This is a genomic window from Streptomyces montanisoli, from assembly GCF_017813245.1.
Lineage (GTDB): Bacteria > Actinomycetota > Actinomycetes > Streptomycetales > Streptomycetaceae > Streptomyces > Streptomyces montanisoli.
This window is the reverse complement of sequence record NZ_JAGIQL010000127.1, coordinates 1-19,252: the sequence shown is the minus strand read 5'-3', so window position 1 is coordinate 19,252 and position 19,252 is coordinate 1. Positions and strand designations below refer to the sequence as shown.

The following is a 19,252-nucleotide window of genomic DNA, read 5'->3' as shown; positions in this document are numbered from 1 at the left end:
GCTGGCCCGGCGCCTTCTTGCCGCCCTGCGCGAGGTCGACGGGCAGCATGACGAGGGCCGTCGTGCCGCCGGAGTCCGAGGGGCGCAGCTGGATGCGGATGCCGTGGCGCAGGGACAGCCGGCCGACCACGAACAGGCCCATGCGGCGCGAGACGGAGACGTCCACGGTCGGCGGCGACGCCAGCCGCTCGTTGATCGCCGCCAGGTCCTCGGGGGACAGGCCGATGCCGGTGTCGTGGATCTCCACCAGCACGCGGCCGTCGGGCAGCGCGTGACCGGTGACGCGGACCTTGGTCTGCGGGGACGAGAACGACGTCGCGTTCTCCAGCAGCTCGGCGAGCAGGTGGACGAGGTCGTTGACGACGCGCCCGGCGACCTCGGTCGCGGGAACGGCGGCGAGTTCGATGCGCTCGTACTGCTCCACCTCGGACGCCGCGGCGCGCAGCACGTCCACGAGCGGGACGGGGCGCGTCCACCGGCGGCCCGGCTCCTCGCCGGCGAGGACCAGCAGGTTCTCACCGTTGCGGCGCATGCGGGTGGCGAGGTGGTCGAGCTTGAACAGCGAGGACAGCTGGTCGGGGTCGGCCTCGCGGGACTCCAGCTCGGAGATCAGCGAGAGCTGGCGCTGGATGAGGCCCTGGCTGCGGCGCGAGAGGTTGGTGAACATCGCGTTGACGTTGCCCCGCAGCAGCGCCTGCTCCGCGGCGAGCCGGACGGCCTCGCGGTGCACGTGGTCGAAGGCCGCGGCCACCTTGCCGATCTCGTCGCGCGAGTGGACACCCACGGACTCCACGGAGGTGTCGACGTCCTGCGGGTCCGACTCGGAGAGCTCCCGGACGAGCTCGGGCAGCCGGTCCTGGGCGACCTTGGTCGCCGTGTCCTGGAGCCGCCGCAGCGAGCGGACCATGGACCGGGCCACGATGAACGCGCCGGCCAGGGAGACGCCGAGGACCAGCAGGATGACGGCGCCGTTGATGATGGCGTCGCGCTGCGACTGCTGGCGCAGCTCGGTCGCCTTGGCCTCCACCTGGCCGAGCAGCGTGGACTCGATGGTCTTCATCGTGTTGATGCGGACCGACGCCTGGTCGATCCAGTCCGCGTAGCTGCGGTTCGGCTGGTTGGCGAGGCCGTCGGGGCCGCCGAGTACCCGGCTCTCGTAGTCGTCGGCCGCCTTGATCTCGGGGTTGCCCTGGCCCTGCAGGGGCGCCATCAGATCGTCGGCGTTGCCGCCCATCGACTGGTAGAGCGTGCGGAACGTGTTGAGCTCGTTCGTCTCCTTCTTGGCGGCGGCGGCACCGTAGAGACGGTCGGTGTTGGTCAGGTTGCCCGTGTGCTTCTTCGGGTCGGCCGGCAGGGCCGCCGCGATGATCGCGCGCTGGATGGAGGCGTACTCCTTGGCGGACGAGAACGCGGCCAGGGCGCGGGTCCGCTTGATCATGTCCGGGCTGTTGGTGGCCTGCGCCATGTCCTGGGACAGGCTCAGCAGCGAGGTGATCAGCTGGTCGTACGAGTCGACGGTCAGCGAGGACGAGCCGGGCGTGGAGTAGGCGCCGCTGCGCAGGTCGTTGATCTGCTGGACCTGGCCGGCGATCTGGTTGACGTTGGCGCGGATGCTGTTGAGCGTGTCGTCGTTGTTCGTGTTGCCGATGGCGTTGGTCGCATCGAGGAACGACTTGCTGGCCCGGTCGGTCTGGGTCTGCAGCTGCTTGATGCTCAGGTCGCTGGGCTGCACGCCGTGGGTGAGCGGGCCCGCCTCCTGGTCGCGCTCGGTCTGGAGCTGGGCGGCGAGTGCGGTCGCCTCCTTGGTCAGCTCCGTGAGCAGCTGCATGTGGTCGAGCTGGTTGATGTTGTTGATCGAGTCGTCGATCCGCAACGCGCCCAGCGTGGTGGCCGCGATCACGGGCAGCGCCAGCAGGGAGACGAGGCGCGTGCTGATGCGCCAGTTGCGCAGGGCTATTCGGGAGCCCGAGTCGCCCGGTGCCGCGGCGGCCCTGGGCGCGGACGCCTGGGTCTCGTTCGCGGTCTCGGGCCGGGTGGCGCGCTCGTTCCCGTCCGGCGACGGGCCGGCTGCCGTCTTGTTCCGGGTGTGCTGGGCCGGGGCGCCGCGTTCCGACCCGCCGCGGGGCTCCTGCTCCGCCGCGGCACTGCTATCCCTCTTCGAACGTCCCTGCACTAGCGTCGCAACCTCTGGACCAGGCGTCCCACCGCGTGCGGCAGGACGGTGTCGGCGTCGTGGGGTGCGAGACGCCCCCCATGGTGGTCGTGAGTCCGCCGTTCCCTCTCCCGTTCACACGCGACGCTCCGTCGCGCCCGTGTGCGCCGGGTGGGAACTCGCGGCGGTGGGGGTGATTCCAGCACAGTGCCGGATCTCCAACAAGGTCTGACGGCACTGCCGTGACCTGTATGACACCGCGTAACGGCCGTGTCACGAATCGTCGAAAGTGATCACGGAGGAATCGGGTCATTGCGGAACATCCGCCGGGAGGCTCACCGTGTCCCAGTCCTCATGATCGGCAGCGGAATGACGCTGTCTGATGTGAGATGACCGTTTTCATGGCGCCCTGAGACGTGAAGATTTAGGAAGAATGTCCGTCAACTGGTGAGGAAACTCACACGGGAAGAGCTGTCAGGCGCGTCTTTCGGCGAGAATCAGATGTTTAGCCTGACCCATTCCAGGGTTGGCATATGCGCGGCCCGCGCCGCCCGCCGCGCCCCACCCGCGAGACGCGAGAACGGGACCGCCCCATGACACCTGCCGCGAAGACGGCCACGGCCTTCCGCAAGACCGCCAACCCGAGGCGCACCACGCTCACCCGTCTCGCGGACGCCACCGGGCTCGTCACTGCGCAGGCCCCCGAATACCGCGGAGCACTCCCGATCCGCACGGCCAACCCGAGGCGCACACAGCTCTGAAGGCCGCGCGCCACCGCGGCCGCCCGTACGACCCCGCCGGTACGCACCCGCGCCCCGCCGTCGCGCTAGCCTGATGCCCGAGTCGGCCGAACAGTTGCTGACCAGGACCGCGAGTGAAGTGAGGGGCGAGTAGCAAACCGTGCGCATCGCCAGGTTCTCCATCGACGGCAATGTCGCCTTCGGCGCTGTCGAGGATGCGGGAGGCGGCGATCCGGCCGGCCTGCTCCTCGACATCATCAAAGGCGTCCCGTACAGCGGCGCCCAGCTCAGCGGCACAAAAGTGCGCCTGAGCGAGGTACGCCTCCTGCCGCCCGTGCTCCCCAGCAAGGTCGTGGCCGTCGGCCGCAACTACGCGGAGCACGCGGCGGAGCTGGGCAACGAGGTACCCGAAGCGGCGATGACGTTCTTCAAGCCCAGCACCTCCGTGATCGGCTCGGGCGACCCCATCGTCTACCCGAACTTCTCGGACGACGTGCACTACGAGGCCGAGCTCGCCGTCGTCATCGGCACCCTCTGCCGCGAGGTGCCGCGCGAGCGCGTCAAGGACGTCGTCTACGGCTACACGTGCGCCAACGACGTCACCGCACGCGACCTGCAGAAGTCCGAGAAGCAGTGGGCGCGCGCCAAGGGGTTCGACACCTCCTGCCCGCTCGGGCCCTGGGTGGAGACGGAACTCGACCCGTCCGACCTGACGGTCCAGTGCACCGTCAACGGCCTCCAGCGCCAGCTCGGGCGCACCAGCGAGATGATCCGCACCGTCGAGGACCTCGTCGTCCACGTCAGCGAGGCCATGACCCTGGTGCCGGGCGACGTCATCCTCACCGGCACACCCGCGGGCGTGGGCCCGCTCTCCGTCGGCGACGAAGTCGCCGTCACCATCGAAGGCATCGGCACTCTCACCAACAAGGTGATCAAGCGTGGCTAACGGCTCTGTCCGCGTACGTTTCTGTCCGTCCCCGACCGGCAACCCCCACGTGGGCCTGGTCCGCACGGCCCTGTTCAACTGGGCCTTCGCCCGGCACCACGGCGGCACCCTGGTCTTCCGCATCGAGGACACCGACGCCGCGCGCGACTCCGAGGAGTCCTACGCGCAGCTGCTCGACTCGATGCGCTGGCTCGGCCTCGACTGGGACGAGGGCCCCGAGGTCGGCGGCCCGCACGAGCCGTACCGCCAGTCGCAGCGCATGGACATCTACCGCGACGTCGCGGACAAGCTCCTGGCCGGCGGCTACGCGTACCCGTGCTACTGCACGACCGAGGAGCTGGAGCAGCGCCGCGACGCCGCGCGCGCGGCCGGCCGGCCCTCCGGCTACGACGGCCACTGCCGCGACCTGAGCGACGGGCGGAAGGCGGCGTACGAGGCCGAGGGGCGGCAGCACATCGTCCGCTTCCGTATGCCCGACGAGCCGATCACCTTCACCGACCTGGTGCGCGGCGAGCTCACCTTCACCCCGGACAACGTGCCCGACTACGGCATCGTGCGCGCCAACGGCGCCCCGCTGTACACGCTGGTCAACCCCGTCGACGACGCGCTGATGGAGATCACGCACGTGCTGCGCGGCGAGGACCTGCTCTCCTCCACGCCGCGCCAGATCGCCCTCTACGGGGCGCTGCGCGAGCTGGGCGTCGCCAAGGGCGTCCCGGCCTTCGGGCACCTGCCGTACGTGATGGGCGAGGGCAACAAGAAGCTGTCCAAGCGCGACCCGCAGTCCTCGCTCAACCTCTACCGCGAGCGCGGCTTCCTCCCGGACGGCCTGCTCAACTACCTGTCCCTGCTGGGCTGGTCGTTCTCCGCGGACCAGGACATCTTCACGATGGACGAGATGGTCGCGGCGTTCGAGATCCGCGCGGTCAACGCGAACCCCGCACGCTTCGACCTCAAGAAGGCCGAGGCGATCAACGCCGACCACATCAGGCAGCTGGACGTGAAGGCGTTCACCGAGGCGTGCGCGCCCTGGCTTGCCGCACCGCACGCGCCCTGGGCCCCCGAGCGGTTCGACCAGGGCGCCTTCGACGCGCTCGCGCCGCTGGCGCAGACCCGCGTCACCGTCCTCTCGGACATCACGGCCAACATCGACTTCCTCTTCCTGGACGAGCCGGTACGGGACGACGCGTCCTGGGCGAAGGCCATGAAGGGCGACGCCGCGGGGCTGCTGACCACGGTGCGCGAGAAGCTCGCGGAGAGCGCGTGGGAGGCCGAGCCGCTGAAGGAGGCCGTACTCGCCGCGGGCGAGCAGCACGGCCTCAAGCTCGGCAAGGCGCAGGCCCCGCTGCGGGTGGCGGTGACGGGCCGCACGGTGGGCCTGCCGCTGTTCGAGTCGCTCGAGGTGCTGGGCCGCGACCGCACCCTGGCGCGCGTCGACGCCGCGCTCGCCAGGCTGGCGTCCGCGTAGGCACACGGCGACGGGGGAGGGGACGGCCGGGAACGGCCGCTCCCTCCTGTCGGCTTCCGCTACGGGAGGCGGGCGACGCCCGCGTAGAGGAGCACGGGCAGGTCGCCCGCGTCGGGCGCCGGCGTGTCCTTGAACCACTCGGCGGGGGTCACCACGCCGGGCTCCACCAGGTCGAGGCCGTCGAAGAACCGCTCGACCTCGGCCCGCGTGCGCATCTGGTTCGGGATGTTGCTCCGGTACATCCGCTCCTGCTCGTGGTCGACAGGACCGGGGAAGGTGTCCATGGTCGCGTGGGAGAGCACCAGGTGGCTGCCGGGCGCCAGCGCGTCGAGGAACGTGCGGACGATGCCGTACGGGTCCTCCTCGTCCAGCACGAAGTGCAGGAGCGCCACGAGCGACAGGGCGACGGGCCGGTCCAGGTCGAGCAGCTCGCCCGCCCTTTCGAGGATGGCCGCGGGGTCGCGCACGTCCGCGTGCAGGTAGTCGGTGCGGCCCTCGGGCGACGAGACGAGGAGCGCCTCGGCGTGACGCAGCACGATGGGGTCGTTGTCCACATACACGACGCGCGCGGCCGGATCGACGCCCTGGGCGATCTGGTGGAGGTTGGGCTGGGTGGGGATGCCCGTGCCGACGTCGAGGAACTGGTCGATGCCGGTGCGCGCGCTCCAGGCGACCGCGCGGTGCATGAACGCCCGGTTCTGCCGGGCGGTGTGGGCGACGAGGTCGGGGAGCAGGTCGGCGAGCTGCTGGTCGACGAGGTAGTTGTCCTTGCCCCCGAGCAGATAGTCGTAGACGCGTGCCGAGTGCGGCCTGCTCGTGTCGACCTGCGGCTTCGGGACACCTGACGCCATGGGTGGGCTCCGGTCTGGGTGAAGGGGCGGGGCGGGGGGTGGTGGCCGCGGCCAGTCTCACAGCCAACAACGCGCTGGTCAAAGGCCGTTGAATCCGGAACGCCCCCCTCCGTCCACTCGCCGGCGCGCACCGCGCGCCAGGGCCTAGGGTGGTGCCATGCCGCTGCGCGCTGTGCTCTGGGACGTCGACGACACACTCTTCGACTACTCGGGGGCCGATCGCCTCGCCCTGGAACGCCACCTCGCCGGCGAGCGGCCCGGCGCCGACGCCCTCGACCGGTGGCGCGCGAGCATGCGGCAGCACTGGGCGCGCTTCGTGGCGGGGGAGATCGGCTTCGAGGAGCAGCGCAGGGAGCGCGTGCGCACCTTCCTGGGACGGCCGCTGAGCGACGCGGAGGCGGACGCGTGGTTCCTCGGGTACCACGCCCACTACCGGGCGTCATGGCGGCTGTTCCCCGACGTCCTCGCCGCGCTCGACGAGCTGGCCGGCGACTTCCGGCACGCCGTCCTGTCGAACTCGTCCCTGCGTCACCAGGACCGCAAGCTCACGGTGCTCGGCGTGCGCGAGCGGTTCGAGGCCGTCGTGTGCGCCGACGACATCGGCGTCGGAAAGCCCGCGCCCGCGGCCTTCCTCGCCGCGTGCGAGGCGCTGGGGCTGCCGCCCGGCGACGTGGTCTACGTCGGGGACGAACCCGATGTGGACGCCGCGGCCGCGGCGTCCGCCGGCCTCGCCGCCGTGTGGCTCGACAGGGGCGGTCTCGGCGGCCGTCCCGAGCTGGTGCGCATCACCGGTCTCGGGCCTCTTCCCGCCCTGCTGCGCGGGACAACTCGTTTTGGAGCGCGTCCCGGCATCGGGTAATGTTCTTCCTGCGCCGCCGGAGGGAGACAAGCCCGTCAGGCAGGCGCAACCCGAACAAAACCCCCACCAGGGGGTTGTGTTTTGGTGGGCTATGGTGTAATTGGCAGCACGACTGATTCTGGTTCAGTTAGTCTAGGTTCGAGTCCTGGTAGCCCAGCGCAGATCATCTCTGCACGCCCCCGTTGTGTAGCGGCCTAGCACGCCGCCCTCTCAAGGCGGTAGCGCCGGTTCGAATCCGGTCGGGGGTACGGATCTTCCTCATCGGAAGGTCGCTGGGGCCCCGTTGTGTAGCGGCCCAGCACGCCGCCCTCTCAAGGCGGTAGCGCCGGTTCGAATCCGGTCGGGGCTACTGGTCTATACCATGGGCTATGGTGTAATTGGCAGCACGAGTGATTCTGGTTCATTTAGTCTAGGTTCGAGTCCTGGTAGCCCAGCTTCGCACGATCTCGCCCCCGTTGTGTAGCGGCCTAGCACGCCGCCCTCTCAAGGCGGTAGCGCCGGTTCGAATCCGGTCGGGGGTACGCGAAAGGCCGAGGCCCTCTCCTCACGAGGAGGGGGCCTTCGCCGTGTCCGGGCGGACGCGCGTCGTGCGCGGACCGCGCGCTGGGCCCGCGCACGACGGACCGAGGACGTCACGCGCTCCTGCGCAGCGCCTCGGACAAGCGCTGCGCCGCGTCGATCACGGCCTGCGCGTGCATCCGGCCCGGGTGCCGGCTCAGCCGCTCGATCGGGCCCGACACGGAGACCGCCGCCACCACGCGGTTGGACGGGCCGCGCACGGGGGCGGACACCGACGCGACGCCGGGCTCCCGTTCCCCGATCGACTGCGACCAGCCCCTGCGCCGCACGCCGGACAGCGCCGTCGCCGTGAACCGCGCCCCCTGCAGCCCCCTGTGCAGGCGCTCCGGCTCCTCCCACGCCATGAGGATCTGCGCCGAGGACCCGGCCTTCATCGTCAGTGTGGAGCCCACGGGCACCGTGTCGCGCAGCCCGGACAGGCGCTCCGCCGCGGCGACGCAGATGCGCATGTCGCCCTGCCTGCGGTAGAGCTGCGCGCTCTCGCCCGTCACGTCCCGCAGGTGCGTGAGCACCGGCCCTGCCGTGGCGAGCAGCCGGTCCTCGCCGGCCGCCGCGGCCAGCTCCGCGAGGCGCGGGCCCAGGATGAACCGGCCCTGCATGTCCCTCGCGACCATCCGGTGGTGCTCCAGGGCCACGGCGAGCCGGTGGGCCGTTGGCCTGGCGAGACCTGTCGCCGCGACCAGCCCGGCGAGGGTGGCCGGACCTGACTCCAGGGCGCTCAGCACGAGAGCGGCCTTGTCGAGAACTCCGACGCCACTTGAGTTGTCCATGAAACGATACTCGCGTCTCACTCTGTGAAACGCAAGTTCAATTTCCCGGCGAACTTGCCAATCTGTAGTGAGCGGACTCGCCGAACACGGGCCGCGGCCGGCGTCCGGCGGGTGGGACGGACGCGGGACCAGATGTCTCTATGAAGCGCCGGCGAAGGCGCCGGCCGGAGGGAAAGCGATGGGTAGGACACTCGCGGAGAAGGTCTGGGACGACCATGTCGTCCGGCGCGCCGATGGCGAGCCCGACCTCCTCTTCATCGATCTGCACCTGCTGCACGAGGTGACGAGCCCCCAGGCGTTCGACGGCCTCCGGCTCAGCGACCGCAAGGTGCGGCGGCTCGACCTGACCATCGCCACCGAGGATCACAACACCCCGACCCTCGACATCGACAAGCCGATCGCCGACCCGGTCTCCCGCGCCCAGCTGGAGACGCTGCGCAAGAACTGCGCCGAGTTCGGCGTGCGGCTGCACCCGCTCGGCGACGTCGAGCAGGGCGTGGTCCACGTGGTGGGACCGCAGCTGGGGCTCACCCAGCCGGGCACCACGGTGGTCTGCGGCGACTCGCACACCTCCACCCACGGCGCCTTCGGCGCGCTCGCGTTCGGCATCGGCACGAGCCAGGTAGAGCACGTGCTGGCCACCCAGACGCTGCCCATGGCGCGCCCCAGGACGATGGCCGTCACTGTCGAGGGCGAACTGCCCGACGACGTCACCGCCAAGGACCTCATCCTCGCCGTGATCGCGAAGATCGGCACGGGCGGCGGACAGGGCTACATCATCGAGTACCGCGGCTCCGCCGTCGAGAAGCTCTCGATGGAGGCCCGGATGACCATCTGCAACATGTCCATCGAGGCCGGCGCGCGCGCGGGCATGATCGCCCCCGACGAGACCACGTTCGCCTACCTCAAGGGCCGCGCCCACGCCCCCGAGGGCGAGGAGTGGGACCGCGCCGTCGAGTACTGGCGGACGCTGCGCACCGACGACGACGCCGTCTTCGACGCCGAGGTGTTCATCGACGCCGCCGACCTCGCGCCGTTCGTCACCTGGGGCACCAACCCGGGCCAGGGCGCGCCGCTGTCCGAGCGCGTCCCCGATCCCGCTTCGTACGATGACGCATCGCAGCGCCACGCCGCCGAAAAGGCCCTGGAGTACATGGGGTTGACCGCCGGACAGGCCCTGCGCGACATCAGGGTCGACACCGTCTTCGTAGGTTCGTGCACCAACGGCCGTATCGAGGACCTGCGCTCGGCGGCCGCCGTGCTCGAAGGGCGCAAAGTCGCCGACGGCGTACGGATGCTGGTCGTCCCCGGGTCCGTACGGGTGGCGCTGCAGGCCGTCGAGGAGGGTCTCGACAAGGTGTTCACCGGCTCGGGCGCCGAATGGCGGCACGCCGGCTGCTCGATGTGCCTCGGCATGAACCCCGACCAACTGGCGCCGGGCGAGCGCTCCGCGTCCACGTCCAACCGCAACTTCGAGGGCAGGCAGGGCAAGGGCGGCCGCACCCACCTGGTCTCCCCGCAGGTGGCCGCCGCGACCGCCGTACTGGGCCATCTGGCCTCACCCGCCGACCTGTCCGACGCAGACCGCACGCCCGCTGGAGCGCGATAACCATGGAAGCCTTCACCGTCCACACCGGCCGCGCCGTCCCGCTGCGCCGCAGCAACGTCGACACGGACCAGATCATCCCCGCCCACTGGCTCAAGAAGGTCACCCGCGACGGCTACGAGGACGGCCTGTTCGAGGCCTGGCGCAAGGACCCGTCCTTCGTGCTCAACCAGGAGGAGTACCGGGGCGCGACCGTCCTGGTCGCCGGGCCCGACTTCGGCACCGGATCCTCGCGCGAGCACGCCGCCTGGGCCCTGCAGAACTACGGCTTCAAGGCGGTCATCTCCTCCCGGTTCGCCGACATCTTCCGCGGCAACTCGCTGAAGAACGGCCTGCTGACCGTCGTCCTCGACCAGGACGTCGTGGAGCGCCTCCAGGCGCTGGCCGAGGCCGATCCGGCGGCGGAGGTCACCGTCGACCTGGAGCGTCGCCAGGTGCGGGCCACCGTGGCGGGGGCCGAGCAACTGACGGCCGATTTCGACCTTGACGAGAACGCCCGCTGGCGTCTGCTGAACGGGCTCGACGACATCAGCCTCACTCTGCAGAACGAGTCCGACATCGCGGCCTACGAGGCCACGAGGCCGTCCTTCAAGCCCCGCACAATTGCCGCCTGATCCCCTCCTGATCAGCGGTTTTCCCCAACTGCACCCCCTGCCGTCCGGCAGGGGGTGCAGTTGCTTGTTGAGCCCCCGTGAGGCGACAACTCGCCCCAGATGGCACAATCGGTGCATGGAACGCGACAGCCAACTCGCACTCTACGAGTCGGTCGCCGGACAACTGAAGGAAGCGCACACGCGAGTGCGCGAACTGCAAGTCGCGGAGGGCGTACGCATGGCGCTCACACGAAAGCTGCTGGTCATCACGGCTGCGGCGAAGCATGATCTCCCGGATGCGGCAAGGCGCCTTGACCGTCTGCTGACGGATCTCGACGAGGGTCGTTTTCCGGAAGAGGACTGACCGGTGGAAGTGCGCCGGACCGACTTCGTTGCGGCACTAGGGTGATCAGCCCGTTTCGTGTTTGATTTGCGGTATATATCTGCCTAACGTGCGAAAAGGCTTGAACACATTCGTTCTGGCAATGTCTCCGAAGGGGAAGACGTGAACAAGGCTCAGCTCGTAGAAGCGATTGCGGACAAGCTCGGCGGCCGCCAGCAGGCCGCGGACGCCGTGGACGCGGTGCTCGACGCGATCGTCCGCGCCACCGTCAGCGGCGACCGCGTGTCGGTGACCGGCTTCGGATCGTTCGAGAAGGTCGACCGCCCCGCCCGCTACGCCCGCAACCCGCAGACGGGTGAGCGGGTGCGGGTCAAGAAGACCTCGGTGCCGCGCTTCCGCGCGGGCCAGGGTTTCAAGGACCTGGTGAGCGGCTCGAAGAAGCTTCCCAAGGGAGGCGAGGTCTCCGTGAAGAAGGCGCCCAAGGGCAGCCTCTCTGGCGGATCTTCCACCCGCACGACGGCCAAGGCCGCCGCCAAGAAGGCCACCGCCAAGAAGTCGACGGCGAAGAAGGCCGCGGCCAAGAAGGCGACGCCCGCGAAGAAGACCACCGCCAAGAAGACCACGGCGAAGAAGGCGACACCCGCGAAGAAGACGGCCGCCAAGAAGTCGACGGCCGCCAAGAAGACGGCTCCCGCCAAGAAGGCCCCGGCGCGCAAGACCGCCTCGCGCTCGACCGCGAAGAAGACCGCCGCCAGGTCCAAGTAAGCGCCAAAGGCAGGACCGGAAAAGCGGCACGTGGCCGCGCACACGCCGGGCCGGGCTCCCCTCGGGGAGACCGGCCCGCGGCGTTCTTGCGGCCCGCCCGCGAACCCTCGGCGTCAGAACGTCTGCAGCGTCACCAGGGTGACCCGCCGCCGCTCGCCCTCGCCCGCCGTCTCGATCCTGACGCGCTGGCCGGGCCGCAGCAGCCGCAACCCGCCCGCGTCGAACGCCTCCGAGCCGAACTCCACCGGGGTGCCGTCGTCGAGCAGCACGCTGCCGCACCGGGTCCCGGGGTCGTAGGTGTACGCCGTCGCCTGCATGACCGCAGCGTAACCGCGCGTCTCCCGGCCCGCCCGCCGGTCAAAGCCCGCCTCCGGCGTCACGACACGTCCTGCGGCGCGGTCAGCGGCGAAGGGGCCCCGCACACGCGGGCCGTGTGCGGGCCGATCCCGAGGGCCGCGGCCGCCCGCAGGTCGTCCGCGGTGTCCACGTCGCGCCGTACGGAATCCACGCCGCCCAGCAGGATCTCCGCCGCGCCGCCCGCGGCGTGACGCAGGCGTGAGGGGCCGCCGAACGCCGGCCGCAACGCGCATTCCGCACGAGCGGCGAGCAGCGTCGTGCCGATTCCCGCCGCATCGGCGAGAAAAGCACGCGGAAATGCGGCGGCCGAATGCAGCACGCGGGTCAGTTCCGCCGGCCTGAGCGCGGGCAGGTCCGCGTTGAGCGCCGCCACCCGGGCGTCCGGCCGCTCGTCCCTGACCGTGCGCGCGCCGTGCGCGAGCGCCGCGTTGAGCCCCGCGGCGGGGGAGTCCGGCACGACGCGCGCGCCGAGCGCGGCCAGCGCGGCCGCCGCGTCCCCGTCGTCCGTGACGACCACCACACCCGCCACCGCGTCGGCGGCGAGCGCGGCCGCCACGGTGTCCTGCGCGAAGGCGAGCGCGAGCCGGTGGCGGCGCGCCGCGTCGGCCGCCGGCGCCAGCCTGCTCTTGGCCAGAGGCAGCGGTTTCAGCGGCACGACCAGGGACCATCCGGCCGTCGGGTCGGTGTTCACGGCGGGCTCCCCGTCCTCGTGCGGATGCGTTTCATTGTGGCGCGGCACCCCCGCGGCCACCGCGCCGCCCCGAGGGGCCGGGCGTACGGTGTCCTCGACAGACCAGGGGCTCGGGGCGACACTTGTCCCCCAGCAGCCGGGCGTGGAGCCGGGCAGGTAATGAGGAAGGTGTCCGCGTGTCCCGCCGAAAAGTCGGCTTCTGGTATCACGTTGCGGCGGTGCTCGCGAAACCGCCGCTCCTGCTTCTCTTCAAGCGGGACTGGAGGGGGACGGAGAACATTCCGGCCGACGGCGGATTCATCACCGTGGTGAACCACAATTCCCATCTCGACCCCTTTGCCTACGGCCATTTCCAGTACAACACCGGCCGCGTCCCGAGATTCCTCGCGAAGAGTTCCCTGTTCACGGACGGTTTCGTGGGGGCCGTGATGCGCGGCAGCGGGCAGATCCCCGTGTACCGCGACTCCAGCGACGCGCGCGGCGCGTTCCGGGCAGCCATCGGCGCCGTGGAACGCGGCGAGTGCGTCGCGTTCTACCCCGAGGGGACCCTCACCCGCGACCCCGGCCAGTGGCCCATGGTCGCCCGCACCGGCGCGGCACGCGTGGCGCTCCAGACCAAGTGCCCGGTGATCCCGATCGCCCAGTGGGGCGCCAACGAAGTGCTGCCGCCGTACGCGAAGAAGGCGTCCGTCCTCCCGCGCAAGACGCACCACGTCCTCGTCGGCAGACCCGTCGACCTGTCGCCGTACTACGGCCGGACGATGACGCAGGACCTGCTGCGCGAGGTCTCCGAGGTCATCATGGCGGCGATCACCGAACTGCTGGTCCAGTTGCGCGGGGAGCCCGCCCCCGAGGTGCCGTACGATCCGCGCAGTGCACGGGCGCGGGAGCGCCGCAGGACCGCGCGAGCGGAAACGGAAGAGGACGAGGGAACAACGTGACCAGGGTCGCCGTCTTCGGAACCGGATCGTGGGGCACCGCGTTCGCCATGATCCTCGCCGACGCCGGGTGCGAGGTGACGCTCTGCGCGCGCCGCGCGGACGTCGCGGAGACCATCAACACCACCCGTACGAACCCGGAGTACCTGCCGGGGGTCCGCCTGCCCGACCGTGTGCGCGCCACCTGCGACCCGGCCGAGGCCGCGCGGGACGCCGAGTTCACCGTCCTGTGCGTGCCGTCGCAGACCCTGCGCGGCAACCTGGCGCACTGGGCGCCCGTCCTGCCCTCCGACACCGTCCTCGTGTCGCTGATGAAGGGCGTCGAAGTCGGCACCGCCAAGCGGATGAGCGAGGTCGTCGAGGAGGTCGCGGGGGCGCCCGCCGAACGCGTCGCCGTCGTCACGGGCCCCAACCTCGCGCTCGAGATCGCCGCACGCACACCGGCCGCCGCGGTCGTCGCGTGCGCCGACGAGTCCGTGGCGCGCCGCCTGCAGACCGCCTGCCACACCGCGTACTACCGCCCGTACACCAACACGGACGTCGTCGGCTGCGAACTCGGCGGGGCGGTCAAGAACGTCATCGGCCTCGCCGTGGGCATCGCGGACGGCATGGAGTTCGGCGACAACACCAAGGCGTCGCTGATGACCAGGGGCCTCGCCGAGACCAGCAGGCTGGGCCTCGCGATGGGCGCCGACCCGCACACGTTCTCCGGCCTCGCCGGCATGGGGGACCTGATCGCCACCTGCTCCTCGCCGCTCTCGCGCAACCACACCTTCGGCATCAACCTCGGCCGCGGCATGACGCTCGAGGAGACCATCGCCGCCACCCGCCAGACCGCGGAAGGCGTCAAGTCCTGCGAGTCCGTGCTCGACCTGGCGCGCCGCCACGGCGTCGAGATGCCCATCACCGAGACCATCGTGGACATCGTCCACAACGGCAAGGCCCCGCTCACCGCGCTGAAGGAACTCATGTCACGCAGCGCCAAGGCCGAACGGCTCTGAGTAGCGCCGCACCGCCGTACGGGCCGGCGGCGCGCCGAACGGCCCCTCGGCCGCTGACCCGTGCGGGATCTGCGGGTACCCTCATCGCGATATGAGCAGCCTGAACGCCTCCCAGAGCCCTCAGGGCCCGCCCCGCAAGCCGCGCGTAGCCGTCGTCTTCGGGGGCCGCAGCTCCGAGCACGGCATCTCCGTCGTCACCGCGGGAGCGGTGCTCGCGGCGATCGACCGCGACGTGTACGACGTCCTGCCCATCGGCATCACCGCGGACGGCCGCTGGGCGCTGACCGCCGACGACCCGGCGCGGATGGCCATCACCGACCGCGCGGTCCCCAGCGTCGAGCAGATCGCCGAGTCCACCGAGGGCGACGTGGTGCTGTCCGTCGCGCCGGGCAACCGCGAAGTGGTCTACAGCGAACCCGGCTCCGTGCCCAAGGCACTGGGCGACGTCGATGTCGTCTTCCCCGTGCTGCACGGCCCGTACGGCGAGGACGGCACGCTCCAGGGCCTGCTTGAGCTCTCCGGCCTGCCGTACGTGGGCGCCGGCGTGCTCGCGTCGGCCGTCGGCCAGGACAAGGAGTACATGAAGCGGGTGTTCACCTCGTTCGGGCTGCCCGTCGGCCCGTACCTGGTGATCAGGCCGCGCGAGTGGGACCAGGACGAATCCGGCGCGCGCAGGCGCATCGTGGACTTCGCGGCCGAGCACGGGTGGCCGCTGTTCGTGAAGCCGGCCCGTGGCGGCTCGTCCGTCGGCATCAGCAAGGTCGACGGGTTCGAGGGCCTCGACGAGGCGCTCGCCGAGGCCAGGCGCCACGACCCCAAGGTCCTGGTGGAGTCGCTGCTGCGCGGCCGCGAGATCGAGTGCGGGGTGCTGGAGTTCGAGGACGGGCCGCGGGCGAGCCTGCCGGCCGAGATCCCGCCCGTCACCGCGCACGACTTCTACGACTTCGAGGCCAAGTACATCGACTCCGCGTCGGGCCTCGTGCCCGCGCCGCTCACCGAGGAGCAGACCGCCGAGGTCAGGCGGCTCGCGGTGGCGGCGTTCGAGGCGGTGTCCTGCGAGGGCCTGGTGCGCGCGGACTTCTTCCTCACCGAGGACGGCACCTTCGTCATCAACGAGATCAACACCATGCCGGGGTTCACGCCCATCTCGATGTTCCCCCGCATGTGGCAGGAGAGCGGCGTCGGCTACGCGGAACTCGTGGACCTGCTCATCAAGGCCGCGCTGCGCCGGTCCACCGGGCTGCGCTGAGCACGCGCGCGAGACGGGCCGGACACGCCGGCCCGTCAGACGGTCGAGGGATCCGTCTTGCTCACGGCCTTCGCGAGCTGCGCGATCGGGGTGCCGTCGTGGGCGAACTTCGAGCCCATCGTGACCTCGACGTAGGCGGCGCGGTAGGTGGTGGTGAACCGCTGCCCCTTCGCGTAGGGCTGCACCATCCAGCTCACGCCGTTCGCGTCGACCGCCGCCGCCTGCGGGTCGTCCATGGCCTTCGGGCGCGGCACGCCGCACCGCAGCACGATCGACGCGTCCCCCGAGCCCCAGCCGGCCGTCAGGCCGGAACTCGGCCGCGGGTCGCGCCTGCTCTGCCCGCCGACCTTGTCGGGCAGCCGCTTGTGCAGCGCGGCGCACACCTTGACCTGGCCGGCGGGCGGCCGGGGCACCGCGACGTGCGCCGCCGAGCCGCCGCCCGAGCATCCCGCCGCGCACAGCACGGCCACGGCGGGCAACGTCGCGATGAGAGGGCCCGGTAGCCTGCGCCCGGAGGCCCTTCGGCGAAGAGGTGTCACCGGACAAGCGTAGACGGGGCTAGATATGCACGACCGGACAGGTCAGGGTACGGGTGATGCCGTCCACCCGCTGGATCTTGGCGACGACCATGCGGCCCAACTCGTCGACCGTGTCCGCCTGGGCGCGCACGATGACGTCGTAGGGGCCTGTGACGTCCTCGGCCTGCAGCACGCCGGGGAACGCCGCGATGGTCTCGGCCACCGCCGTCGCTCTGCCCACGTCGGTCTGGATGAGGATGTACGCCTGTACCACGGAGCCTCCAGGGCGGCCATGAGGATCATGTCCCAGGGGAGAAGGGACGCCACGGTATCGCGTCGGCCCGTGCCGGCGGGAGACCCGGTGCGTCCAGGGCCTTCCCCGCGGATTCTCCACGCCCCCGCCCGCGTTTTGAGAGCACACGCACGAAGCGGCCGGACAGCAGCCTCTCGGCGCACACAGAGAAGGGAGACCCGGTGAAGGGAACCGTGGGGGAGCTGGGGGAGTTCGGGCTGATCGACAGGCTCACCTCCCGCCTCACCACCACCCCGGCGGTCCGGCTCGGGCCCGGCGACGACGCCGCGGTCGTGGCCGCACCCGACCGGAGGGTCGTCGCCAGCACGGATCTCCTGCTCGAAGGGCGGCACTTCCGCAGGGACTGGTCGACCGCGTACGACGTGGGCCGCAAGTCCGCCGCGCAGAACCTCGCCGACATCGCGGCGATGGGCGCCGTGCCGACGGCCCTGCTGCTCGGCCTCGTCGTGCCCGCGCAGCTCCCGGTGACCTGGGCCGCCGAGCTGATGGACGGCATCCGCGACGAGGCCCAGGTCGCGGGCGCGGCCGTGGTCGGCGGCGACGTCGTGCGCGGCGACTCGATCACCGTCGCCATCACCGCGCTCGGCGACCTGCGCGGCCACGAGCCGGTCACGCGCTCCGGCGCGCACCCCGGCGACATCGTCGCGTACACGGGCTGGCTCGGCTGGTCGGCCGCCGGCCACGCGGTGCTCTCGCGCGGCTTCCGCTCGCCGCGCGCCTTCGTCGAGGCCCACCGCAGGCCGGAACCGCCGTACCACGCGGGCCCCGCGGCCGCCGGGCTCGGCGCCACCGCCATGACCGACGTCAGCGACGGGCTCGTCGCGGACCTCGGGCACATCGCGCAGGCCAGCACGGTCCGCATCGACCTGCGCTCCGGGCTCGTCGACATCCCCTCCCAGATGAGCGACATCGGGCAGGCCGTCGGCATCGACCCGCTCCAGTGGGTGTTCACCGGCGGCGAGGACCACGCGATCGTCGCCACCTTCCCGCCCGACGTGAAGCTGCCCGCCAGGTGGAAGGTCATCGGCGAGGTGCTCGGCCCGTCCGCCCAGCCGCAGGTCACCGTCGACGGCGCCCCGTGGACCGGGGACGGGGGCTGGGACCACTTCGGCGACGCGGAAACGTAGGGTCGTCTTCCATGACCGCGCCCGCACCGCCGCCACCCCGTGTCCTGACCGTCGCCGGCTCCGACTCGGGCGGCGGCGCGGGCATCCAGGCCGACCTCAAGACCATGCTCGCCCTCGGGGTGCACGGCATGAGCGTCGTCACGGCGGTCACCGCGCAGAACTCGCTGGGCGTGCAGGGCGCCTGGGAACTGCCGGTGGAGGCCGTGCGCGCGCAGTACCGCAGCGTCGTCGACGACATCGGCGTCCAGGCCGTGAAGACCGGCATGCTCTCCTCCGCGCCGATCGTCGGCGCCGTCGCCGAACTCCTCGCCGCCACCGCGGCGCCTGTCGTGGTGGACCCCGTCGGGATCTCCAAGCACGGGGACACGCTCCTCGCCGACTCGGCGCTCGACGCCGTACGCACCCGGCTGCTGCCGGTCGCCACCGTGGCCACGCCCAACCTCGACGAGGTCGCCAGGCTCACCGGCGTGACCGTCGAGACGGAGGACGACCTGCGGCGCGCGGCCGCCGCGGTGCTCGCGCTCGGCCCGCGCTGGGCGCTGATCAAGGGCGGCCACCTGCCGGGCGACGCCGTCGACCTGCTCACCGACGGCACCGAGGAGCACTGGCTGCGCGCGCCGCGCCTGGACAACCGCCACACGCACGGCACCGGTTGCACGCTGGCCTCCGCGATCGCCGCGGGCCTCGGCCGCGGGCAGGACGTCGTCACGGCCGTACGGGCGGCCAAGGAGTACGTGACCGGCGCGGTGCGCCACGGGTTCGCGCTCGGCGGCGGCATCGGCCCCGTCGACCACGGCTGGTGCGCACGGTGACGCGTGGGCCCGCCGGCCCCCGCGGCCGAGGCCCCGCGGCTCCGGGCGCGGTACCGGCGGACGTCCCGCCGGCGGCCGCGGACTACGCTGCGTAGAAGGTGCCCGTCAGGCCGCGCCACGCGGGCGGTTCGCGCAGGAGGAGAGGACCAGCAGGTGCCCCACACCCTCGACGCCGCCGCGGTGCGGACCTGGTGCGCGCGGGCGCTCGACGCCCTCGGCGGTCAGCGCGAGGAGATCGACGCGATCAACGTCTACCCGGTGGCGGACGGCGACACGGGCACGAACCTCTACCTGACCCTCGAAGCGGCCGCGCATGCCGTCGAGGCGGTCTTCGCCGCGCACAGCGCCGGCGGCCGCGAACCCGCGCCCGAGGACGCGGTACGCGCCATGGCGCACGGCGCGCTGCTCGGCGCGCGCGGCAACTCGGGCACCATCCTCGCGCAACTGCTGCGCGGCATCGCCGACGTGCTCGCCGACGAGACCGCGGACAACGGCGCGGGCACCGACGGCGGCGGGGGCACCGACGGCGCCGGGGGCGGCGCGCGCGCTGCCGCCGACCGCCTCGCGCGCGAGG

General features: G+C 71.5%; 21 protein-coding genes and 5 tRNA genes. 19 read left to right on the top strand and 7 right to left on the bottom strand.

Going from position 1 to position 19,252, the window contains the following annotated elements; all coding sequences use genetic code 11:
• The coding region (locus tag JFN87_RS24700; protein WP_209343290.1) for a sensor histidine kinase at positions 1-2,173 on the bottom strand (2,173 nt) is incomplete at its 3' end.
• A 572-nt stretch (positions 2,174-2,745) separates the two neighbouring features.
• Between JFN87_RS24700 and JFN87_RS24695 the strand changes: the two genes are divergently transcribed.
• From JFN87_RS24695 to gltX, 3 genes are all read left to right on the top strand, one after another.
• Positions 2,746-2,913, top strand: a complete 168-nt coding sequence (locus JFN87_RS24695; RefSeq protein WP_209343288.1) for a hypothetical protein — start codon at positions 2,746-2,748, stop codon at positions 2,911-2,913.
• 139 nt (positions 2,914-3,052) lie between these two features.
• Positions 3,053-3,838 (top strand): fumarylacetoacetate hydrolase family protein, encoded by a 786-nt coding sequence (locus tag JFN87_RS24690; protein ID WP_209343286.1) that lies wholly within the window; start codon positions 3,053-3,055, stop codon positions 3,836-3,838.
• Entirely contained in the window at positions 3,831-5,306 is a 1,476-nt protein-coding gene (gltX, locus tag JFN87_RS24685) for a glutamate--tRNA ligase (RefSeq protein WP_209343284.1), read from the top strand. The genes JFN87_RS24690 and gltX overlap by 8 nt, the downstream gene beginning before the upstream one ends.
• A 59-nt stretch (positions 5,307-5,365) precedes the next feature.
• Here gltX and JFN87_RS24680 read toward each other — a convergent pair whose 3' ends face one another.
• Entirely contained in the window at positions 5,366-6,157 is a 792-nt protein-coding gene (locus tag JFN87_RS24680) for an SAM-dependent methyltransferase (protein ID WP_209343282.1), read from the bottom strand.
• Positions 6,158-6,314: 157 nt separating this feature from the next.
• Between JFN87_RS24680 and JFN87_RS24675 the strand changes: the two genes are divergently transcribed.
• The 6 genes from JFN87_RS24675 (at position 6,315) to JFN87_RS24650 (ending at position 7,537) form a co-directional block, all read left to right on the top strand.
• Positions 6,315-7,016, top strand: a complete 702-nt coding sequence (locus JFN87_RS24675; RefSeq protein ID WP_209343281.1) for an HAD family hydrolase — start codon at positions 6,315-6,317, stop codon at positions 7,014-7,016.
• A gap of 85 nt (positions 7,017-7,101) precedes the next feature.
• Positions 7,102-7,173 (top strand) — tRNA-Gln (locus JFN87_RS24670).
• Positions 7,174-7,191: 18 nt separating this feature from the next.
• Positions 7,192-7,264: transfer RNA gene (locus JFN87_RS24665), tRNA-Glu, on the top strand.
• A 28-nt stretch (positions 7,265-7,292) separates the two neighbouring features.
• Positions 7,293-7,365, top strand: a tRNA-Glu gene (locus JFN87_RS24660).
• A gap of 13 nt (positions 7,366-7,378) precedes the next feature.
• Positions 7,379-7,450 (top strand) — tRNA-Gln (locus JFN87_RS24655).
• 14 nt (positions 7,451-7,464) lie between these two features.
• Positions 7,465-7,537 (top strand) — tRNA-Glu (locus JFN87_RS24650).
• 111 nt (positions 7,538-7,648) lie between these two features.
• On the opposite strand, the gene ndgR is transcribed toward JFN87_RS24650, so the two are convergent.
• Positions 7,649-8,365 (bottom strand): IclR family transcriptional regulator NdgR, encoded by a 717-nt coding sequence (gene ndgR / locus JFN87_RS24645; protein ID WP_030910625.1) that lies wholly within the window; start codon positions 8,363-8,365, stop codon positions 7,649-7,651.
• Positions 8,366-8,543: 178 nt separating this feature from the next.
• Between ndgR and leuC the strand changes: the two genes are divergently transcribed.
• The 4 genes from leuC (at position 8,544) to JFN87_RS24625 (ending at position 11,672) form a co-directional block, all read left to right on the top strand.
• Complete coding sequence (gene leuC / locus JFN87_RS24640; RefSeq protein WP_209343280.1) at positions 8,544-9,974, top strand: 3-isopropylmalate dehydratase large subunit; 1,431 nt, start codon at positions 8,544-8,546, stop codon at positions 9,972-9,974.
• Between the two features lie 2 nt (positions 9,975-9,976).
• A complete protein-coding gene (gene leuD, locus JFN87_RS24635) occupies positions 9,977-10,585 on the top strand; it encodes a 3-isopropylmalate dehydratase small subunit (RefSeq protein WP_209343279.1) in 609 nt (202 codons plus the stop codon).
• Positions 10,586-10,700: 115 nt separating this feature from the next.
• Entirely contained in the window at positions 10,701-10,928 is a 228-nt protein-coding gene (locus JFN87_RS24630) for an SCO5555 family protein (protein WP_030910634.1), read from the top strand.
• Between the two features lie 141 nt (positions 10,929-11,069).
• Positions 11,070-11,672 carry an HU family DNA-binding protein gene (locus JFN87_RS24625; RefSeq protein ID WP_209343278.1) on the top strand — a complete coding sequence of 201 codons (603 nt, stop codon included), beginning with the start codon at positions 11,070-11,072 and terminating at the stop codon, positions 11,670-11,672.
• 113 nt (positions 11,673-11,785) lie between these two features.
• Here the strand turns inward: JFN87_RS24625 and JFN87_RS24620 are convergent, their stop codons facing one another.
• Both JFN87_RS24620 and cofC read right to left on the bottom strand, forming a co-directional pair.
• Complete coding sequence (locus JFN87_RS24620; RefSeq protein ID WP_209343277.1) at positions 11,786-11,989, bottom strand: hypothetical protein; 204 nt, start codon at positions 11,987-11,989, stop codon at positions 11,786-11,788.
• A gap of 59 nt (positions 11,990-12,048) precedes the next feature.
• A complete protein-coding gene (cofC, locus tag JFN87_RS24615) occupies positions 12,049-12,720 on the bottom strand; it encodes a 2-phospho-L-lactate guanylyltransferase (protein WP_209343275.1) in 672 nt (223 codons plus the stop codon).
• Between the two features lie 176 nt (positions 12,721-12,896).
• Here cofC and JFN87_RS24610 point away from each other — a divergent pair, with 176 nt between their 5' ends.
• From JFN87_RS24610 to JFN87_RS24600, 3 genes are all read left to right on the top strand, one after another.
• Positions 12,897-13,661 carry a lysophospholipid acyltransferase family protein gene (locus JFN87_RS24610; RefSeq protein WP_209343273.1) on the top strand — a complete coding sequence of 255 codons (765 nt, stop codon included), beginning with the start codon at positions 12,897-12,899 and terminating at the stop codon, positions 13,659-13,661.
• A complete protein-coding gene (locus JFN87_RS24605) occupies positions 13,658-14,659 on the top strand; it encodes an NAD(P)H-dependent glycerol-3-phosphate dehydrogenase (protein ID WP_209343270.1) in 1,002 nt (333 codons plus the stop codon). The genes JFN87_RS24610 and JFN87_RS24605 overlap by 4 nt, the downstream gene beginning before the upstream one ends.
• Before the next feature lie 91 nt (positions 14,660-14,750).
• A complete protein-coding gene (locus JFN87_RS24600) occupies positions 14,751-15,908 on the top strand; it encodes a D-alanine--D-alanine ligase family protein (protein ID WP_209343269.1) in 1,158 nt (385 codons plus the stop codon).
• Between the two features lie 35 nt (positions 15,909-15,943).
• Here JFN87_RS24600 and JFN87_RS24595 read toward each other — a convergent pair whose 3' ends face one another.
• Positions 15,944-16,378: a DUF3515 domain-containing protein gene (locus JFN87_RS24595; protein WP_372449282.1), complete on the bottom strand. Its 435-nt coding sequence runs from the start codon at positions 16,376-16,378 to the stop codon at positions 15,944-15,946.
• 88 nt (positions 16,379-16,466) lie between these two features.
• The gene (locus JFN87_RS24590; protein WP_209343267.1) at positions 16,467-16,700 is read right to left on the bottom strand and encodes an Lrp/AsnC family transcriptional regulator; all 234 of its coding nucleotides are present in this window, start codon (positions 16,698-16,700) and stop codon (positions 16,467-16,469) included.
• Between the two features lie 200 nt (positions 16,701-16,900).
• Between JFN87_RS24590 and JFN87_RS24585 the strand changes: the two genes are divergently transcribed.
• From JFN87_RS24585 to JFN87_RS24575, 3 genes are all read left to right on the top strand, one after another.
• Complete coding sequence (locus JFN87_RS24585; protein WP_209343266.1) at positions 16,901-17,866, top strand: thiamine-phosphate kinase; 966 nt, start codon at positions 16,901-16,903, stop codon at positions 17,864-17,866.
• Between the two features lie 11 nt (positions 17,867-17,877).
• The gene (thiD, locus tag JFN87_RS24580) at positions 17,878-18,678 is read left to right on the top strand and encodes a bifunctional hydroxymethylpyrimidine kinase/phosphomethylpyrimidine kinase (RefSeq protein WP_209343265.1); all 801 of its coding nucleotides are present in this window, start codon (positions 17,878-17,880) and stop codon (positions 18,676-18,678) included.
• A gap of 153 nt (positions 18,679-18,831) precedes the next feature.
• The coding region (locus JFN87_RS24575; RefSeq protein ID WP_209343264.1) for a DAK2 domain-containing protein at positions 18,832-19,252 on the top strand (421 nt) is incomplete at its 3' end.